The sequence below is a fragment of the Anaerophaga thermohalophila str. Valhall genome, assembly GCF_000250735.1.
GTDB classification, from domain to species: domain Bacteria; phylum Bacteroidota; class Bacteroidia; order Bacteroidales; family Marinilabiliaceae; genus Anaerophaga; species Anaerophaga thermohalophila_A.
This window is the reverse complement of the sequence record NZ_AHZV01000061.1, coordinates 1-13,793: the sequence shown is the minus strand read 5'-3', so window position 1 is coordinate 13,793 and position 13,793 is coordinate 1. Positions and strand designations below refer to the sequence as shown.

The 13,793-nt window shown below is 40.3% G+C and carries 13 protein-coding genes; 10 read left to right on the top strand and 3 right to left on the bottom strand.

The window, feature by feature from the left end; all coding sequences use genetic code 11:
• Window positions 1-276 precede the first annotated feature (276 nt).
• Both OQ5_RS0102710 and lysA read left to right on the top strand, forming a co-directional pair.
• Window positions 277-1,587 carry an aspartate kinase gene (locus OQ5_RS0102710; protein WP_016776018.1) on the top strand — a complete coding sequence of 437 codons (1,311 nt, stop codon included), beginning with the start codon at window positions 277-279 and terminating at the stop codon, window positions 1,585-1,587.
• Between the two features lie 16 nt (window positions 1,588-1,603).
• A complete protein-coding gene (gene lysA, locus OQ5_RS0102705; protein WP_016776017.1) occupies window positions 1,604-2,758 on the top strand; it encodes a diaminopimelate decarboxylase in 1,155 nt (384 codons plus the stop codon).
• Window positions 2,759-3,002: 244 nt separating this feature from the next.
• On the opposite strand, the gene OQ5_RS0102700 is transcribed toward lysA, so the two are convergent.
• Complete coding sequence (locus OQ5_RS0102700; protein ID WP_016776016.1) at window positions 3,003-3,293, bottom strand: Dabb family protein; 291 nt, start codon at window positions 3,291-3,293, stop codon at window positions 3,003-3,005.
• A 769-nt stretch (window positions 3,294-4,062) separates the two neighbouring features.
• Here OQ5_RS0102700 and OQ5_RS0102690 point away from each other — a divergent pair.
• Window positions 4,063-4,779 (top strand): 3'-5' exonuclease, encoded by a 717-nt coding sequence (locus OQ5_RS0102690; RefSeq protein WP_016776014.1) that lies wholly within the window; start codon window positions 4,063-4,065, stop codon window positions 4,777-4,779.
• A 6-nt stretch (window positions 4,780-4,785) separates the two neighbouring features.
• Here OQ5_RS0102690 and OQ5_RS0102685 read toward each other — a convergent pair whose 3' ends face one another.
• Both OQ5_RS0102685 and OQ5_RS0102680 read right to left on the bottom strand, forming a co-directional pair.
• Complete coding sequence (locus OQ5_RS0102685; protein ID WP_016776013.1) at window positions 4,786-5,589, bottom strand: alpha/beta fold hydrolase; 804 nt, start codon at window positions 5,587-5,589, stop codon at window positions 4,786-4,788.
• Between the two features lies 1 nt (window position 5,590).
• Complete coding sequence (locus OQ5_RS0102680; RefSeq protein WP_016776012.1) at window positions 5,591-6,313, bottom strand: pyridoxine 5'-phosphate synthase; 723 nt, start codon at window positions 6,311-6,313, stop codon at window positions 5,591-5,593.
• A gap of 167 nt (window positions 6,314-6,480) precedes the next feature.
• Between OQ5_RS0102680 and OQ5_RS0102675 the strand changes: the two genes are divergently transcribed.
• From OQ5_RS0102675 to OQ5_RS0102640, 7 genes are all read left to right on the top strand, one after another.
• On the top strand, window positions 6,481-7,146 hold the full coding sequence (locus tag OQ5_RS0102675; protein WP_016776011.1) for a CBS domain-containing protein: 666 nt from the start codon (window positions 6,481-6,483) through the stop codon (window positions 7,144-7,146).
• Window positions 7,147-7,190: 44 nt separating this feature from the next.
• Window positions 7,191-8,069, top strand: coding sequence for an NAD kinase (locus OQ5_RS0102670; RefSeq protein WP_016776010.1), 879 nt, complete (start codon window positions 7,191-7,193; stop codon window positions 8,067-8,069).
• Between the two features lie 698 nt (window positions 8,070-8,767).
• Window positions 8,768-9,508 (top strand): DUF6089 family protein, encoded by a 741-nt coding sequence (locus tag OQ5_RS0102660; protein WP_016776008.1) that lies wholly within the window; start codon window positions 8,768-8,770, stop codon window positions 9,506-9,508.
• 91 nt (window positions 9,509-9,599) lie between these two features.
• On the top strand, window positions 9,600-10,343 hold the full coding sequence (locus tag OQ5_RS0102655; RefSeq protein ID WP_016776007.1) for an isoprenyl transferase: 744 nt from the start codon (window positions 9,600-9,602) through the stop codon (window positions 10,341-10,343).
• A 10-nt stretch (window positions 10,344-10,353) separates the two neighbouring features.
• The gene (locus OQ5_RS24105) at window positions 10,354-10,569 is read left to right on the top strand and encodes a hypothetical protein (protein WP_255297349.1); all 216 of its coding nucleotides are present in this window, start codon (window positions 10,354-10,356) and stop codon (window positions 10,567-10,569) included.
• A 40-nt stretch (window positions 10,570-10,609) separates the two neighbouring features.
• Window positions 10,610-12,937, top strand: a complete 2,328-nt coding sequence (gene bamA / locus OQ5_RS20030) for an outer membrane protein assembly factor BamA (RefSeq protein ID WP_255297348.1) — start codon at window positions 10,610-10,612, stop codon at window positions 12,935-12,937.
• A gap of 331 nt (window positions 12,938-13,268) precedes the next feature.
• The gene (locus tag OQ5_RS0102640; protein WP_026055078.1) at window positions 13,269-13,793 is read left to right on the top strand and encodes an OmpH family outer membrane protein; all 525 of its coding nucleotides are present in this window, start codon (window positions 13,269-13,271) and stop codon (window positions 13,791-13,793) included.

The following is a 13,793-nucleotide window of genomic DNA, read 5'->3' as shown; positions in this document are numbered from 1 at the left end:
GGTAGTTGAGCATCGTAATAGATAATTTATGAATAATGCAGGTTAAATAGTGCGTGTCTATAAACTCGCAAAAATTTTTACAGTATGTGTGTCTGTTCAGAAAGTGTCATTTACAAGGCTTGCGAAGTCCGAAAATTACTCATCGTAAATGAGTAATTTTCGGACGAGCATAACACAGTAAATGGCACTTTATGGACAGACACTAAATAGTGATCGGCGAGCATAATACAGAAAATGGTACTTTATGGACAGACACTAAAAAAAAACAATAGTATAATGAAAGTATTAAAATTTGGCGGTACATCAGTAGGCTCCGCTCAAAATATGCAAAATGTTGCAAAGCTTGTTACAACACCGGGACGTAAGATTGTTGTTTTGTCGGCCATGTCGGGAACTACCAACAACCTTGTTGAGATTGCCAACTATTTATACAAAAAGAATTACGATGGCGCCAATGAAGTTATAAACCGTTTGGAACGTGGATATCTCGATACCGTCAATGAGCTTTTTTCCGGAGAGGAATTCCGAATTAAGGGGTTAGAGCTTGTTAAATCGCATTTCGACTATATAAAGTCATTTACCAGGGATGTTTTCACCGTGTTTGAGGAGAAAGCCATACTTGCCCAGGGAGAATTGATTACCACTGCATTGTTTAACTTTTATCTTCAGGAAAACGGACATGATTCTGTGTTGCTTCCTGCTTTGGATTTTATGCGGACGAACAAAAACAGTGAACCGGACACTGGTTATATTAAGGAAAACCTTGAACGCATTTTAAGCGAATATTCAGAAACCCAATTGTTTATTACCCAGGGATATATCTGCCGCAACGCTTTTGGTGAAGTGGATAACCTGCAACGGGGAGGTAGTGATTACACTGCTTCCCTAATAGGCGCCGCTGTGGATGCTGAAGAAATACAGATTTGGACCGATATTGACGGCATGCATAACAACGATCCGCGGTATGTTGAAAATACCCGTTCTATTGCCGAGATGTCTTTTGATGAAGCTGCAGAGCTGGCTTATTTTGGTGCCAAAATTCTTCATCCTACCAGTGTTTTACCGGCAAAACTTGCCAATATTCCCGTGAAGATACTGAATACCATGCAACCCGATGCCCCTGGTACAACCATTTCTTCGTCACAACACAAAAACCGGCTTACCGCCGTTGCCGCAAAAGACAATATTACAGCAGTAAAGATCAAATCGGGAAGAATGCTTCTGGCCTATGGTTTTTTGCGCAAAGTGTTCGAAATCTTTGAAAGTTACAAAACCTCCATTGATATGATTACTACTTCGGAAGTGGGGGTTTCGGTTACCATCGATAATGACCGTCATCTTGAGGAAATTGTCGACGATTTGAGAAAATTCAGCACCGTCGAGGTGGATCGCGATCAGGTTATCGTGTGTGTTGTTGGTGATTTAGTGGCCGAGAATAAGGGTTATGCCAATCGGATTTTCGAAGCCCTGAAGGAAATCCCGATAAGAATGATATCCTACGGTGGCAGCGAGCATAATATTTCGTTGCTGATTAATGCTAAAGATAAAAAAGATGCCCTCCAGGCATTAAGTGCTAAACTGTTTTAAAAATTTTGTAAAGAGTATGACTGTATTCCCAACTGAAAAATTTACTAAACTTCAGACACCTTTTTATTATTATGATATGGATTTGTTAGAGAAAACCCTGTCGTTGGTTAAGGAAGAGTCTGAAAAATATAATTTTAATGTTCATTATGCCATAAAGGCCAATGCCAATGATCGTATTTTGGAGAAGATACGTCAGAAAGGTTTTGGAATAGACTGTGTTAGTGGTTACGAGATACAAAAAGCCCTGGATACAGGGTTCACCCCGGATGGAATTGTTTTTGCCGGCGTTGGAAAGGCCGATTGGGAAATAGAGTTAGGTTTGAAGCATGATATTGCCTGTTTCAACGTAGAGTCGTTACCCGAACTGGAGATAATCAACGAACTTGCGCAAAATGCCGGTAAAAAGGCACGAGTGGCATTTCGCATCAATCCTAATGTGAATGCCAATACGCATCATTACATCACTACCGGGCTTGATGAGAATAAGTTTGGTATCAGTATGACAGACCTGGAAAAGGTGATTGACAGGATGAAGGAGATGAACCATGTGGAATTTGAGGGGATGCATTTTCATATAGGTTCTCAAATTACTGATCTTGATAATTTTAAAGACTTGTGTTTGAGAATTAATGAGTTGCAGGACTGGTTTATTTCCAGACATTTATTCCCCCGAATCATTAACGTCGGCGGTGGTTTCGGTATTGATTATGAAGATCCGGCAGGTAATCCTATTCCGGATTTTGCCCCTTATTTTAAAGTATTTAAAGATTTTCTTGACTTAAAATCAGGGCAGGAAGTGCACTTTGAACTTGGACGGTCAGTCGTTGCACAGTGTGGTAATGTTATTTCGCGGGTGTTGTATGTGAAAGAAGGGGTGAAGACCAGGTTTGCCATTATTGACGCCGGCATGACCGATTTAATACGTCCTGCACTTTATCAGGCCAGTCATAAAATTGAGAACTTAACAAATCCTGATGGTGTAAAAATGAAATATGATGTAGTCGGGCCGATATGTGAATCCTCCGATAGTTTTGGCAAAGCACTTGATCTTCCCGCAATGAAGAGAGGCGATTTAGTGGCTCTCCGAAGTGCAGGAGCTTATGGTGAAGTGATGGTTTCGCGTTACAATCTCAGGGAAGAACCCAAAGCTTATTATTCAGATACAATTTAACACAATGAAGCGAGCATGACAAGGTTTGTCATAAGAGAACATGTATAAACTCCAATCATGTGAGTTCCATCAGACCAATAACTCAGGCTAATTTTATACTGATGAGTGCGGTATAAAAAGCATATTTTTGTCAAAACAACACAGAGTTTGGCAACAAAGATGCTTTTTAGACCGGGCTCAATGATGAATGAGGCTGTCCAAAAGGTAAGATAATTTCTTCTTCTTGGACAGCCTCATTCAGTTATTAAAATTCATAATCTACACAAGCCCTTTCTTCAAGTATTTCTCTGATAACGGCGCCAATTTTCAAATGCTCCGGATGAACAGCATAGGCCTTTAATCCTTCCATATCGCCTACTTCGGCCGTGAGTGCCAGATCATATTTTTCTTCCGGATTGCAATTGATGCCAACCTCCATCTTTTTCAGGCTCTCTATTTTTCCCGGCAGTGCTTCTAAGCCTTCTTTAATAGATGCCAGCTTTTCTTCACTTCTTAAATTTTCTTTAAATTTGAAAAGTACAATGTGTTTGATCATACGATAAATTTTTTGTGAATATATTTATATACCTAACCTGAACAAGCCAGAACCAAAAATAACTAAAAAGTTTAAGCCATACTTTGTAGGATTAGTTATTTGCTACGCAATTATTTTAGTCGTCACCGAATTTAGCGAATTAACGCGAATTTTTGTCGCACTCGTGCAACATTAAAACGGCCAGGCCTTTAAAAAAAAAAGGTCGCTTAGCTCTGCTTTTGCTTGCAAGAATTCGTGCAATTTTGGGAGAAAAAACAATAAATGGTGCAGCCATTTATTGATAGGTACAAAGAAAATATTTTGCCAAAAAATACAACAAAATTAGAGATAAGGTACTATGTTTTTTCAGGACAAGCCTGAAAAAAGGCCCCTAAGAGGGATTTAGCCAACTTAAACAACATGTTGGTTAGTTTTATGCGCTAAGCGCCTAATTCGTTAAATTCGCGGTTCCCCTAACCTGGATAAACCAGAACCAAACAAATTTATACATTATCTGTCGTAGCTCCGCAGCTTTTTGTTTTTCTTATTACATAATTCTACCGTTCTGTCGCCGCTCCGCGGTTATTAACTGTGATAATACTAAAACCGCGGAGCGGTAAAAGAGCGGTAACATTACCAATAAAGTTAGTAACAATTAACCGCGGAGCGGTGACAGATCATTTATTTTGCCAAATAAAACACGAATATTAGGGGTAACACCCTAACATTTTTAACACCCTAACATTTTTAACAATCTAACATTTTTAACAATCTAATAACTTAACAATCTATGCTTAACCACATTTCCGCCGAAAAGATAATGTTTATTGACATTGAAACAGTTCCTCAGCATCGCGATTTTGAGAACCTCGACGAAACCATGCAGGCTCTCTGGGAGAATAAATCGGCCAAAACGGCCAGGGGGGAAGTAACCCCTTCTGAGGATTATGCACGGGCCGGTATTTATGCTGAATTCGGAAAGATTGTCTGTATCTCTGCCGGTTTTATTAAACCCGAAAACGGAACCCGTACATTTCGGGTCAAATCCTTTTTCGGTCACGACGAACAAAAGCTTCTACAGGAATTTGCTTCAGCTCTTAACAGTTTTACTGCTATTCCGGGCACCAATATTTGCGGACATAATGTCAAAGAATTTGATTTTCCTTATATAGCCCGCCGGATGATTGTAAACGGACTACCATTACCCGATATTTTAGATGTTGCAGGTAAGAAACCATGGGAAGTGAAATTTATCGATACCCTTGATTTGTGGAAATTTGGCGATTACAAACATTATACATCGCTCAATCTCCTGACGCATATTCTGGGGATTCCATCTCCGAAGGACGATATTGACGGAAGCGAAGTGGCACGGGTCTACTATGAGGAGAATGATGTGGAGCGAATTGCCCGTTATTGCGAAAAAGATGTTTTGGCAACAGCCCAGTTGTTCCTGAGGCTTAAGGGAGAACCGTTGCTGGACCCTGAAAAAGTAAAATCGGTTTGAAACAACCTATGAATCGAGGAAATATTTTACCGTCTTCACAAAGATATCCTGCTTTTCTGCATGTATCCAGTGTCCCGCGTCCGGTATGGTAATCACTTGCGAGCCGGGGAAGAATTTGTTTATCACCAGTGTATCATCATCCTGAATATAAGGCGATTTTTCACCTCTGATGAAAATGGTTTCAGGTATTTTACGATCCGGTTTGTTCAGTTCTGAAAAACCATCCATGATCTCATCCATATTGTTCTTTAATGCCTCGAAATTTATTTGCCATAAGTAACGTCCATCTTTTCTTCGTTTAAGATTTTTCATCAGAAATGCTCTTAATCTCTTTGCCGGAAAAGCATCTTTCAGAGCCTGGTCAATTTCGTTACGGCTTTTGAATTTCGACAGGTCGACAGCCATAAGTTCATCAATGATTTTTTTGTGGTTGGCAGTTATCTCGGCATAATTAGAGAAAGAACGGTATGATTTAGGCGCAATATCAACAACGATCATTTTTTCTACCATTTCGGGATACTTCAAACTGAATCGCATAATGGTTTTTCCGCCCATACTGTGTCCGATAAGAATGGCTTTATCGATGCTGAGTTTTTCCATCAGTGAACGCAGGTCTTCGGCCATTGCTTCGTAAGAATGAACGTCGTTGTGCGGAGATCGGCCATGGTTGCGCTGGTCGATAAGAATCACTCTGTATTGATCTTCGAATTCTCCGGCCACCGATATCCAGTTATCCGAAGATCCATATAATCCGTGCACGATGATTATGGTTTTATTGCCCTGTCCTTTTTCGCGGAAGAAAAGCTCCATTTTATTTTTCCTTGATAAGTAATTCCTTGTACATGTTTATGGTTAGCTCCAGTCCGTAATATAAAGCGTCGGAAATAAGAGCATGTCCAATTGAAACTTCCTTAATAAAAGGGATTCGTTCGTTAAAGTATCTCAGATTTTGAAGATTAAGGTCGTGACCGGCATTAATTCTTAGTCCTGCTTTATTGGCAATATTGGCTGCCTCGACAAATGGTTCAATAGCCTTTTCCGGGTCTATAGGAAATTGGGCTGCATAAGGCTCGGTATAAAGTTCTACTCTGTCGGTGTTGGTTTTTGCCGCATTTATAATGAAATCAGGATTGGTATCAATAAAAATGGAAGTACGGATGCCGCATTCTTTTAACTCCCCGATTATGTCTTGCAGAAATGACTGATTGGTAATGGTATCCCAACCCGAGTTGGATGTTATGGCATCGGGTGGATCAGGAACCAGTGTTACCTGATGAGGACGGACCGATTTAACCAGTTCCATAAATTTTGGGGAGGGATAACCTTCTATGTTGAATTCGGTTTTAATAACCGGCCGAATTTCGTAAACATCTTTATATTTAATGTGGCGTTCATCGGGACGGGGGTGAACGGTGACACCGTCGGCCCCGAATTCCTGAACATCGATGGCTGCTTTTAAAACATCAGGAATGTTGCCTCCTCTGGAATTGCGTAAAGTCGCAATTTTGTTAATATTAACGCTTAGTTTTGTCATGATATGAATGAAACTAAATTAAAACCAACGGCAAATTAAACACCTGAATGGCTTGTATGTTTAAAATTTTGGATGTATTTTTCACCAAGACGAGATGTTTTGGCATTGGTATTGATGCTTTTTCAAAACGGTAAAGTTACAAAGTATTTCCCGAAAGCGCATTTATTATGTTGGCAAAAGATTTAATATCGGATATTGTTCCTGCCTTGAAGACCTCGGATACAGGGGTGGATGCATTAGGCTGGATGGAAGCCTTCAGGGTCTCACATCTACCCATAGTCAACAATAAAGTTTTTTTAGGGCTTATTTCAGATACAGATATTTATGATCTGAATGCAGCGGAGGAGCCGTTGGGAAACCATCGGTTATCGCTGATGAAACCTTATGTATTCGAACATCAGCATATTTATGAAGTGATAGAAATTGCAGCCAGGCTGAAACTGACCCTGGTGCCTGTACTGAATATTAACAAAGAATATAAAGGGGTGATCACTCAAAATGATTTGCTACTGAGGTTCTCGGAATTGATTGCTGCACATACACCAGGCGGAATCATCGAGATTGAGGTTGGCCCGCGTGACTATGCCCTTTCTGAAATTGCACGGATAGTTGAAGATGCCGATGCCAAAATATTGAGTTTGTATGTATCTCAGAATCAATCAACAGATTATTTGAAAATTACTATAAAATTGAATCGTGTTGACGTAAATGTCGTGGTAAATGCTTTCGAAAGATATGGTTACAAAGTAAAGGTCACGTATGTTGGGGAGTCGCAGATTGATGATACTACAAGGCGTAATTATGAATCCCTGATGAAATACCTGAATGTCTGACGCCGATTCCGCTTCGTTTTGTTATCTTCGCTATCAAAAAAGAAATGGAAATTGCCATATTTGGAAAGAGTTTCGGAGATGTATTTTTCGACAACTGTCATCAGTTGTTTAACTACCTTCATCAAAAATCCATTAAAATATACATCTACAAGCCTTTTTATGATTTTTTGCTGGAAAAGGTAAAGCTGAGACCAAATGTTGCAGGTTTCTTCTCCGCACCGGATGATCTGCCACCTGTTGATATGCTTTTCAGTATTGGCGGCGATGGCACTTTTTTGAAAGCAGTGACATTTGTGCGTGACTCAGGGATTCCTGTTGTTGGTATTAACAGTGGCAGGCTTGGTTTTATGGCTGACATTTCACGTCATGAGCTTCCGGCCGCCCTTCAGGAAATAGAAAGTGGCCGATACAAAGTTAAGGAGCTTACATTGCTTGAACTCGTTTCTCCCAACAATCTGATCGGTGATTTTAATTATGCCTTGAATGAGCTGGCTGTGCATAAACAGGACAGTTCCTCTATGATCACAATTCATGCCTATTTGAATAATGAATTTTTAAATTCATACTGGGCCGACGGACTTATAGTGAGCACTCCAACAGGTTCTACTGCTTATTCGTTGAGCGTGGGCGGACCGATAATGCACCCTTCTTCCCAGGGAATTATTATCACGCCGATAGCTCCGCACAATTTAACGGTAAGGCCCCTGGTTGTTCCCGACGATATGGAACTGATGCTCAAAATTGAGGGCAGAGGGGGTAAATTCCTGGCTTCACTCGATTCAAGAAGTGCTGTGGTGGACGAGAATACTGAACTTAGAATAAGAAAAGCAGCCTTCACCATCAATATGGTTGAAAGGTCCAATCAAAGTTTCTATGCCACGCTGCGAAATAAACTTATGTGGGGTGCCGATAAGCGTAATTAGAAGTGTCTGTCCATAAAGTACCATTTACTGTGTTACGCTCGTCCGAAAATTACTCATTTACGATGAGTAAACTCCGTATTTTCGGACTTCGCAAGCCTTGTAAATGACACTTTCTGAACAGACACATGATTAGAAACAACTTTTGTGTAATTTATAGATACACACTAATTAGAAGTGTCTGTCCATAAAGTACCATTTGCTGAGTTACGCTTGCCGCCAAAATACTCATTTACGAAAAGTAAACTCCGTTTTTGGCGGCTTCGCAAGCCTTGCAACCGGCACTTTCTGAACAGACACACATATTGTGAGATTTAAAGTTTGAGTGCGGTATAAAAAGCATATTTTTGTCAAAATCAAGGCGTTTTAAATTTTTTTACCGGAGTTAACTATTTGTTAATGAGGATGCAAAAATTTAAAACAGCACAGAGTTTGGCAACAAAGATGCTTTCTATACCGGGCTCAAGTTTGTTAATAGAACCCCCCCAACAAGAATGTAATGAATGTCAGAAGCAAATTTGAATGTCATACTCCGGTTATGTTTCCATAGCAATAAACCATTCTGTTTCACGTTTCCAAAAAGTAAAAGAGCTTCTGAAGAAACGAGTTTGGCAAAGGTTGCCATAATAGGTTTTTGAATCTGCACCTAAAAGAGACTTTTAGGATGTGGACTAAAGTATTGAAAAAAATCCAGCATATTAATGATATTCAAATTCCGGACTTTTTTTGTTGTTATTCTTGCTTTTTTTCTTTTGTCTTACACCACGGGGTGGAGCCAGGAAAGAATTGAGGCCGGATTTTTCATCGGGGGTTCCTATTATAATGGCGATCTGAATCCCGGAAAACAATTCTATGGCGTTCAACCCTCTTTGGGGGGTGTTTTCAGGGTTGTTTCCAATAGTCGCATCGCTTTTAAAGGAACATTAACGGCTGTAAATATTCAGGGCGACTACCCTGGTGAGGATATTCAGTATCCCTCTGTTACGGGGAACTCATCGCCACAATATAGCTTCGATAGAACCATGGCCGATATGGCAGCCCAGATTGAAGTAAATTTTTTTGAATACGATCATCCTTTTCGAAGAGATGAAACCCGTTTTTCTCCCTACATAACTGCCGGTATAGCATCAACTCTCTATCGTCGTTATTATTCTGATGACGGCGGTAGTTCTGAAAACCCACATTTTATATTATCTTTGCCGTTCGGAATAGGAATAAAGTGGAAACTTTCTGATTGGGTGCATGTTGGACTGGAATGGAATTTCAGAAAAACATTTGTTGACGATCTGGACACGATGGGGCACGGAGCCATAGATCCATCCGACCCTTATGGATTTAACCAGCCGTCTTCGCTACACAATAATGATTGGTATTCATTTGCAGGCGTATTAGTTACGTTTGATCTTTTCCACAGAAAGGTTTCCTGTAATGCCGGATATTAAAGTCTGATGCGAAGTTGAAGATGTTGGAGCTCTGTTTTTTCAAAGTTTCTCAAATCACTTTTTGCTGATATTTTATACTTAATAATATTATATGTCAGTCAGAGAACAGCTGGATAAGGAAAAATTACCGAAGCATGTGGCCATAATAATGGACGGCAATGGTCGCTGGGCAAGGAAAAGGGGTAATGCAAGGGTGTTTGGACACCAACACGGGGTGAAGTCTGTTCGTGAAGTGACAGAGGCTGCGGCCGAACTGGGAATGAAATTCCTTACACTTTACGCTTTTTCCACCGAAAACTGGAACAGACCAAAGAATGAGGTTGATGCTTTGATGTCGTTGCTGGTTTCTACCATTTCCTCGGAAACCAAAACCCTTATGGACAATAATGTGAAACTAAAGTCTATCGGGTGTAAAGAAACTTTACCTCAGGATGTTCAAAAAAAACTTGCTGCCTGCATTGAACAAACGAAAAATAACGACGGACTTACGCTGGTTCTGGCGTTAAGCTACAGCTCTCGCTGGGAGATCGTTGAAGGTGTGAAACATATCGCCAACGACGTCCGTGATGGCAAACTTGATTCCTCCCAAATTAATGCTGAAATTTTCAGCCGGTATCTTGAAACAGCAGATATGCCTGATCCCGAGTTGCTGATTAGAACCAGCGGCGAATTACGCATCAGTAATTTCCTGCTTTGGCAAATTGCTTACTCAGAATTATATTTTTGCAACGTATTATGGCCCGATTTTCGCAAGGAACATTTCTTTGAAGCACTACTCGATTATCAGGGTCGGGAAAGACGTTTCGGTAAAATTAGTGATCAGGTAAAAAAATAAATTATTAGTAATGTTGAAACGCAAATTTGTAGCATACTTATTTTTAATCTTTTCTATTACAACTCTCTACGCTCAGGATGAAATACCGGAGATTTCTTATTCAGGGAAACCTAAAGAATACATTATTGCTGACATAACAGTAACGGGCGATCTAAACAATGATCCCAAAATTCTGGCTAATCTCTCCGGGCTGAAAGTGGGTCAAAAAAATAACCGTTCCTGGTGAAGATATTTCAAATGCAGTTGATAAGTACTGGGAATACGGATTGTTTTCCGATGTAAGAATCACTGCCGAAAAAATTGAAGGAAATAATATATACCTCAACATTCACCTTCAGGAGCGTCCCAGGTTGTCCGAAATGAACTTCTCAGGATTGAAGAAATCCGAGATTGAGGATATTACAAGTAAGATATCCATGATGAAGGGCTCACAGGTGACACCTTATCTGATCGACCGAGCCAAACGTTATATCAAACAACACTTCGTTCAAAAAGGTTTTTACAATACCGAAGTCACCATTGTTCAACGGGACGATCCGAGTAAGCCCAATCATGTTTTTCTTGATATTGAGGTGGACAAAAAAGACAAGGTTAAGGTTAGCAGCCTTGAATTTGAAGGAAATGAAGTGTTTTCAGATCATAAGCTGAATCGCTTCATGAAAAAGACCAATGAGAAAGGGAAAATCCTGAATTTTTTCAGGACTAAAAAATTCGTTCAGGAAGAGTATGAAAACGATCTGAATACGGTAATTGAAAAGTATAATGAAAAAGGTTATCGTGATGCTTATATAGAATACGACTCCGTTTCCAGAAATCCTGACAATACGGTAGATGTAAAAATCGGAATCAGCGAGGGCAACAAATACTATTTTGGCGATATCAGTTGGGTAGGAAATACTGTCTATCCCGGGCCCTACTTGTCAGAAAAACTTCGGATTCGAAAAGGCGATGTTTTTAATCAAACCTTGCTGGAAGAACGCTTGTATACCGATGATGATGCCGTTCATAACCTTTATATGAACAATGGATACCTTTTTAGTAACATTGAGCCGGTAGATGTCAGAATATATAATGATACGGTTGATCTTGAGATGCGGGTTTACGAGGGTGAACCGGCCACGATTGACGAAGTGATTATTAAAGGAAATACAAAAACTCATGAACACGTTGTAAGACGGGAGTTACGAACAAAACCCGGAGAGTTATTCGATAAATCGGAGTTAATTAGAACAGTAAGGGAGCTTTCACAGTTGGGCCATTTCGATCCTGAGAATATTAATCCTGTTCCACTTCCCGACCCTGAAAAAGGGACAGTTGATCTTGAATACAATCTTGTTGAAAAAGCCAATGATCAGATAGAACTCTCCGGCGGATGGGGCGGCGGAATGTTTGTCGGCTCGCTGGGACTGAAGTTTACCAATTTTTCTGTGCGTAATATCTTAAATAAGGAAGCCTGGCGTCCTTTGCCTACCGGCGACGGGCAAACCTTATCGTTGAGAGCGCAAACCAACGGCAAATATTATCAGTCATACAGCTTCTCCTTTACAGAACCCTGGCTGGGCGGTAAGAAACCTAATTCTTTCAGCTTCTCTGTTTACAGGTCTATCCAGACAGGCACCAGCAGCGGTTATTATTATGGAAATCCTTACAGCAATGTTTATGGTGGTGGCTACGGCTACGGTGGTTATGGTTACAGTGGCTATGGCGGCTATTATCCGCCACTGGAGGAAGATCCCGATGAACACATGAAAGTGACGGGGATATCCGTTGGATTCGGGAAGCGTTTGCGTTGGCCCGACGACTATTTCCAGCTTTATACCCAGGCCAGCTATCAGCGTTACGATCTTAAAAACTGGGTCTATTTTCTGATGCAGAATGGAAACAGTAATAACTTAAATTTCAAGGTAATGCTTTCCAGAAATTCGATAGATAACCCGTTGTATACCAGAAATGGTTCCAATTTCACTCTGGGGCTTGAGTTTACACCACCCTATAGTTATTTTGATGATCTGGATTATTCCGATTCGGATATGCCTGATTCAGAAAGGTACAAGTGGATTGAGTATCATAAATGGACCTTTAAAGGTAGTACTTTTAAACCTTTGGATAATGCCAATAAGCTGGTGTTGATGACTAAAGTTGAAGGTGGTTTTCTGGGCTATTTTGATGAAAATAAAAAATCTCCTTTCGAGAAATTTGTGTTGGGCGGTGACGGCATGTCGGGCTATAGTTATTATGGAAGCGAAACCATTGGTCTTCGCGGTTATGAGAATGCATCATTGACACCGCTCACCAACGGACGACAGGATGGAAACATCTATAACAAGTTGACATTGGAAATGCGTTATCCATTGACTTTGCAACCATCGGCAACTGTTTACGGACTGGTATTTGCAGAAGCAGGAAATTCATGGTCTGATTTCAGGGATTATAACCCGTTTGGTTTGAAACGTTCAGCCGGAGTGGGAGTGAGAATTTTCTTACCCATTTTCGGACTTATGGGCATCGACTGGGGGTATGGTTTCGACGAGGTTCCAGGCAGCCCCAATGCCAGTGGAAGCAATTTCCACTTTGTTATCGGACAAAATTTCTGATGGATAAGCCGTTAAGCGTGGTTTGGTTTTTGTAAGAAGTTTCTCTAAATTGGTTAGGAAACTTTAAGTTGATTGGGGATAAAACAAATTCCGATTAATCGGGACTAATTAGTGCGTGTCTATAAACTCGTAAAAATTTTCACAATATGTGTGTCTGTTCAGAAAGTGCCGGTTGCAAGGATAGCGAAGCCGCCAAAAACGGAGTTTACATTTTCGTAAATGTGTATTTTGACGGAAAGCGTAACACAGTAAATAGTACTTTATGGGCAGACATTAATTTCCCTGATAAAAGAGGTCAGAGTAATCGGCCTAAAAAATAAATAATATGCGGATGAAAAAGTTTTTAATTTTATTACTCGCAGTTGGCGGTATTTTTATGAGCACACAAAGTGCTACCGCACAACGATATGCATTCGTAGATATGCAATATATTATGTCGAATATCCCGGCCTACGAAGCAGCACAGGAACAATTGAACCAGCTTTCACAAAAGTGGGAGAAGGAGATAAAGGATATTTACGCCGAGGTAGAACAATTATATAAAAAATATCAGAAGGAGAGCGTATTTCTTTCTGCCGATATGAAAACACAGCGTGAAGAAGAGATTGTTCAACTCGAAAACAGTGCTAAAAAATTGCAGCGGCAGTATTTTGGACCTGAAGGAGAACTGATGAAACGTCAGGAAGCTCTGATTAATCCCATTCAGGAAAAAGTATCTGCAGCCATTCAGGAAATTGCAGACCGTGATAATCTTGATGCCGTTTTTGATATGGCTGGTAATTCAGGTGTCATTTATGTGAACCCCCGGCAAAACATCAGTGATGATGTTTTAAAGCATCTTGGTTTTTTAAATTAG

Excerpts from the sequence above, each read along its gene's own strand:
- OQ5_RS0102710 (WP_016776018.1), top strand. The coding sequence starts at position 277 with ATGAAAGTATTAAAATTTGGCGGTACATCAGTAGGCTCCGCTCAAAAT.
- lysA (WP_016776017.1), top strand. The coding sequence starts at position 1,604 with ATGACTGTATTCCCAACTGAAAAATTTACTAAACTTCAGACACCTTTT.
- OQ5_RS0102700 (WP_016776016.1), bottom strand. The coding sequence starts at position 3,293 with ATGATCAAACACATTGTACTTTTCAAATTTAAAGAAAATTTAAGAAGT.
- OQ5_RS0102690 (WP_016776014.1), top strand. The coding sequence starts at position 4,063 with ATGCTTAACCACATTTCCGCCGAAAAGATAATGTTTATTGACATTGAA.
- OQ5_RS0102685 (WP_016776013.1), bottom strand. The coding sequence starts at position 5,589 with ATGGAGCTTTTCTTCCGCGAAAAAGGACAGGGCAATAAAACCATAATC.
- OQ5_RS0102680 (WP_016776012.1), bottom strand. The coding sequence starts at position 6,313 with ATGACAAAACTAAGCGTTAATATTAACAAAATTGCGACTTTACGCAAT.
- OQ5_RS0102675 (WP_016776011.1), top strand. The coding sequence starts at position 6,481 with ATGTTGGCAAAAGATTTAATATCGGATATTGTTCCTGCCTTGAAGACC.
- OQ5_RS0102670 (WP_016776010.1), top strand. The coding sequence starts at position 7,191 with ATGGAAATTGCCATATTTGGAAAGAGTTTCGGAGATGTATTTTTCGAC.
- OQ5_RS0102660 (WP_016776008.1), top strand. The coding sequence starts at position 8,768 with ATGATATTCAAATTCCGGACTTTTTTTGTTGTTATTCTTGCTTTTTTT.
- OQ5_RS0102655 (WP_016776007.1), top strand. The coding sequence starts at position 9,600 with ATGTCAGTCAGAGAACAGCTGGATAAGGAAAAATTACCGAAGCATGTG.
- OQ5_RS24105 (WP_255297349.1), top strand. The coding sequence starts at position 10,354 with ATGTTGAAACGCAAATTTGTAGCATACTTATTTTTAATCTTTTCTATT.
- OQ5_RS0102640 (WP_026055078.1), top strand. The coding sequence starts at position 13,269 with ATGAAAAAGTTTTTAATTTTATTACTCGCAGTTGGCGGTATTTTTATG.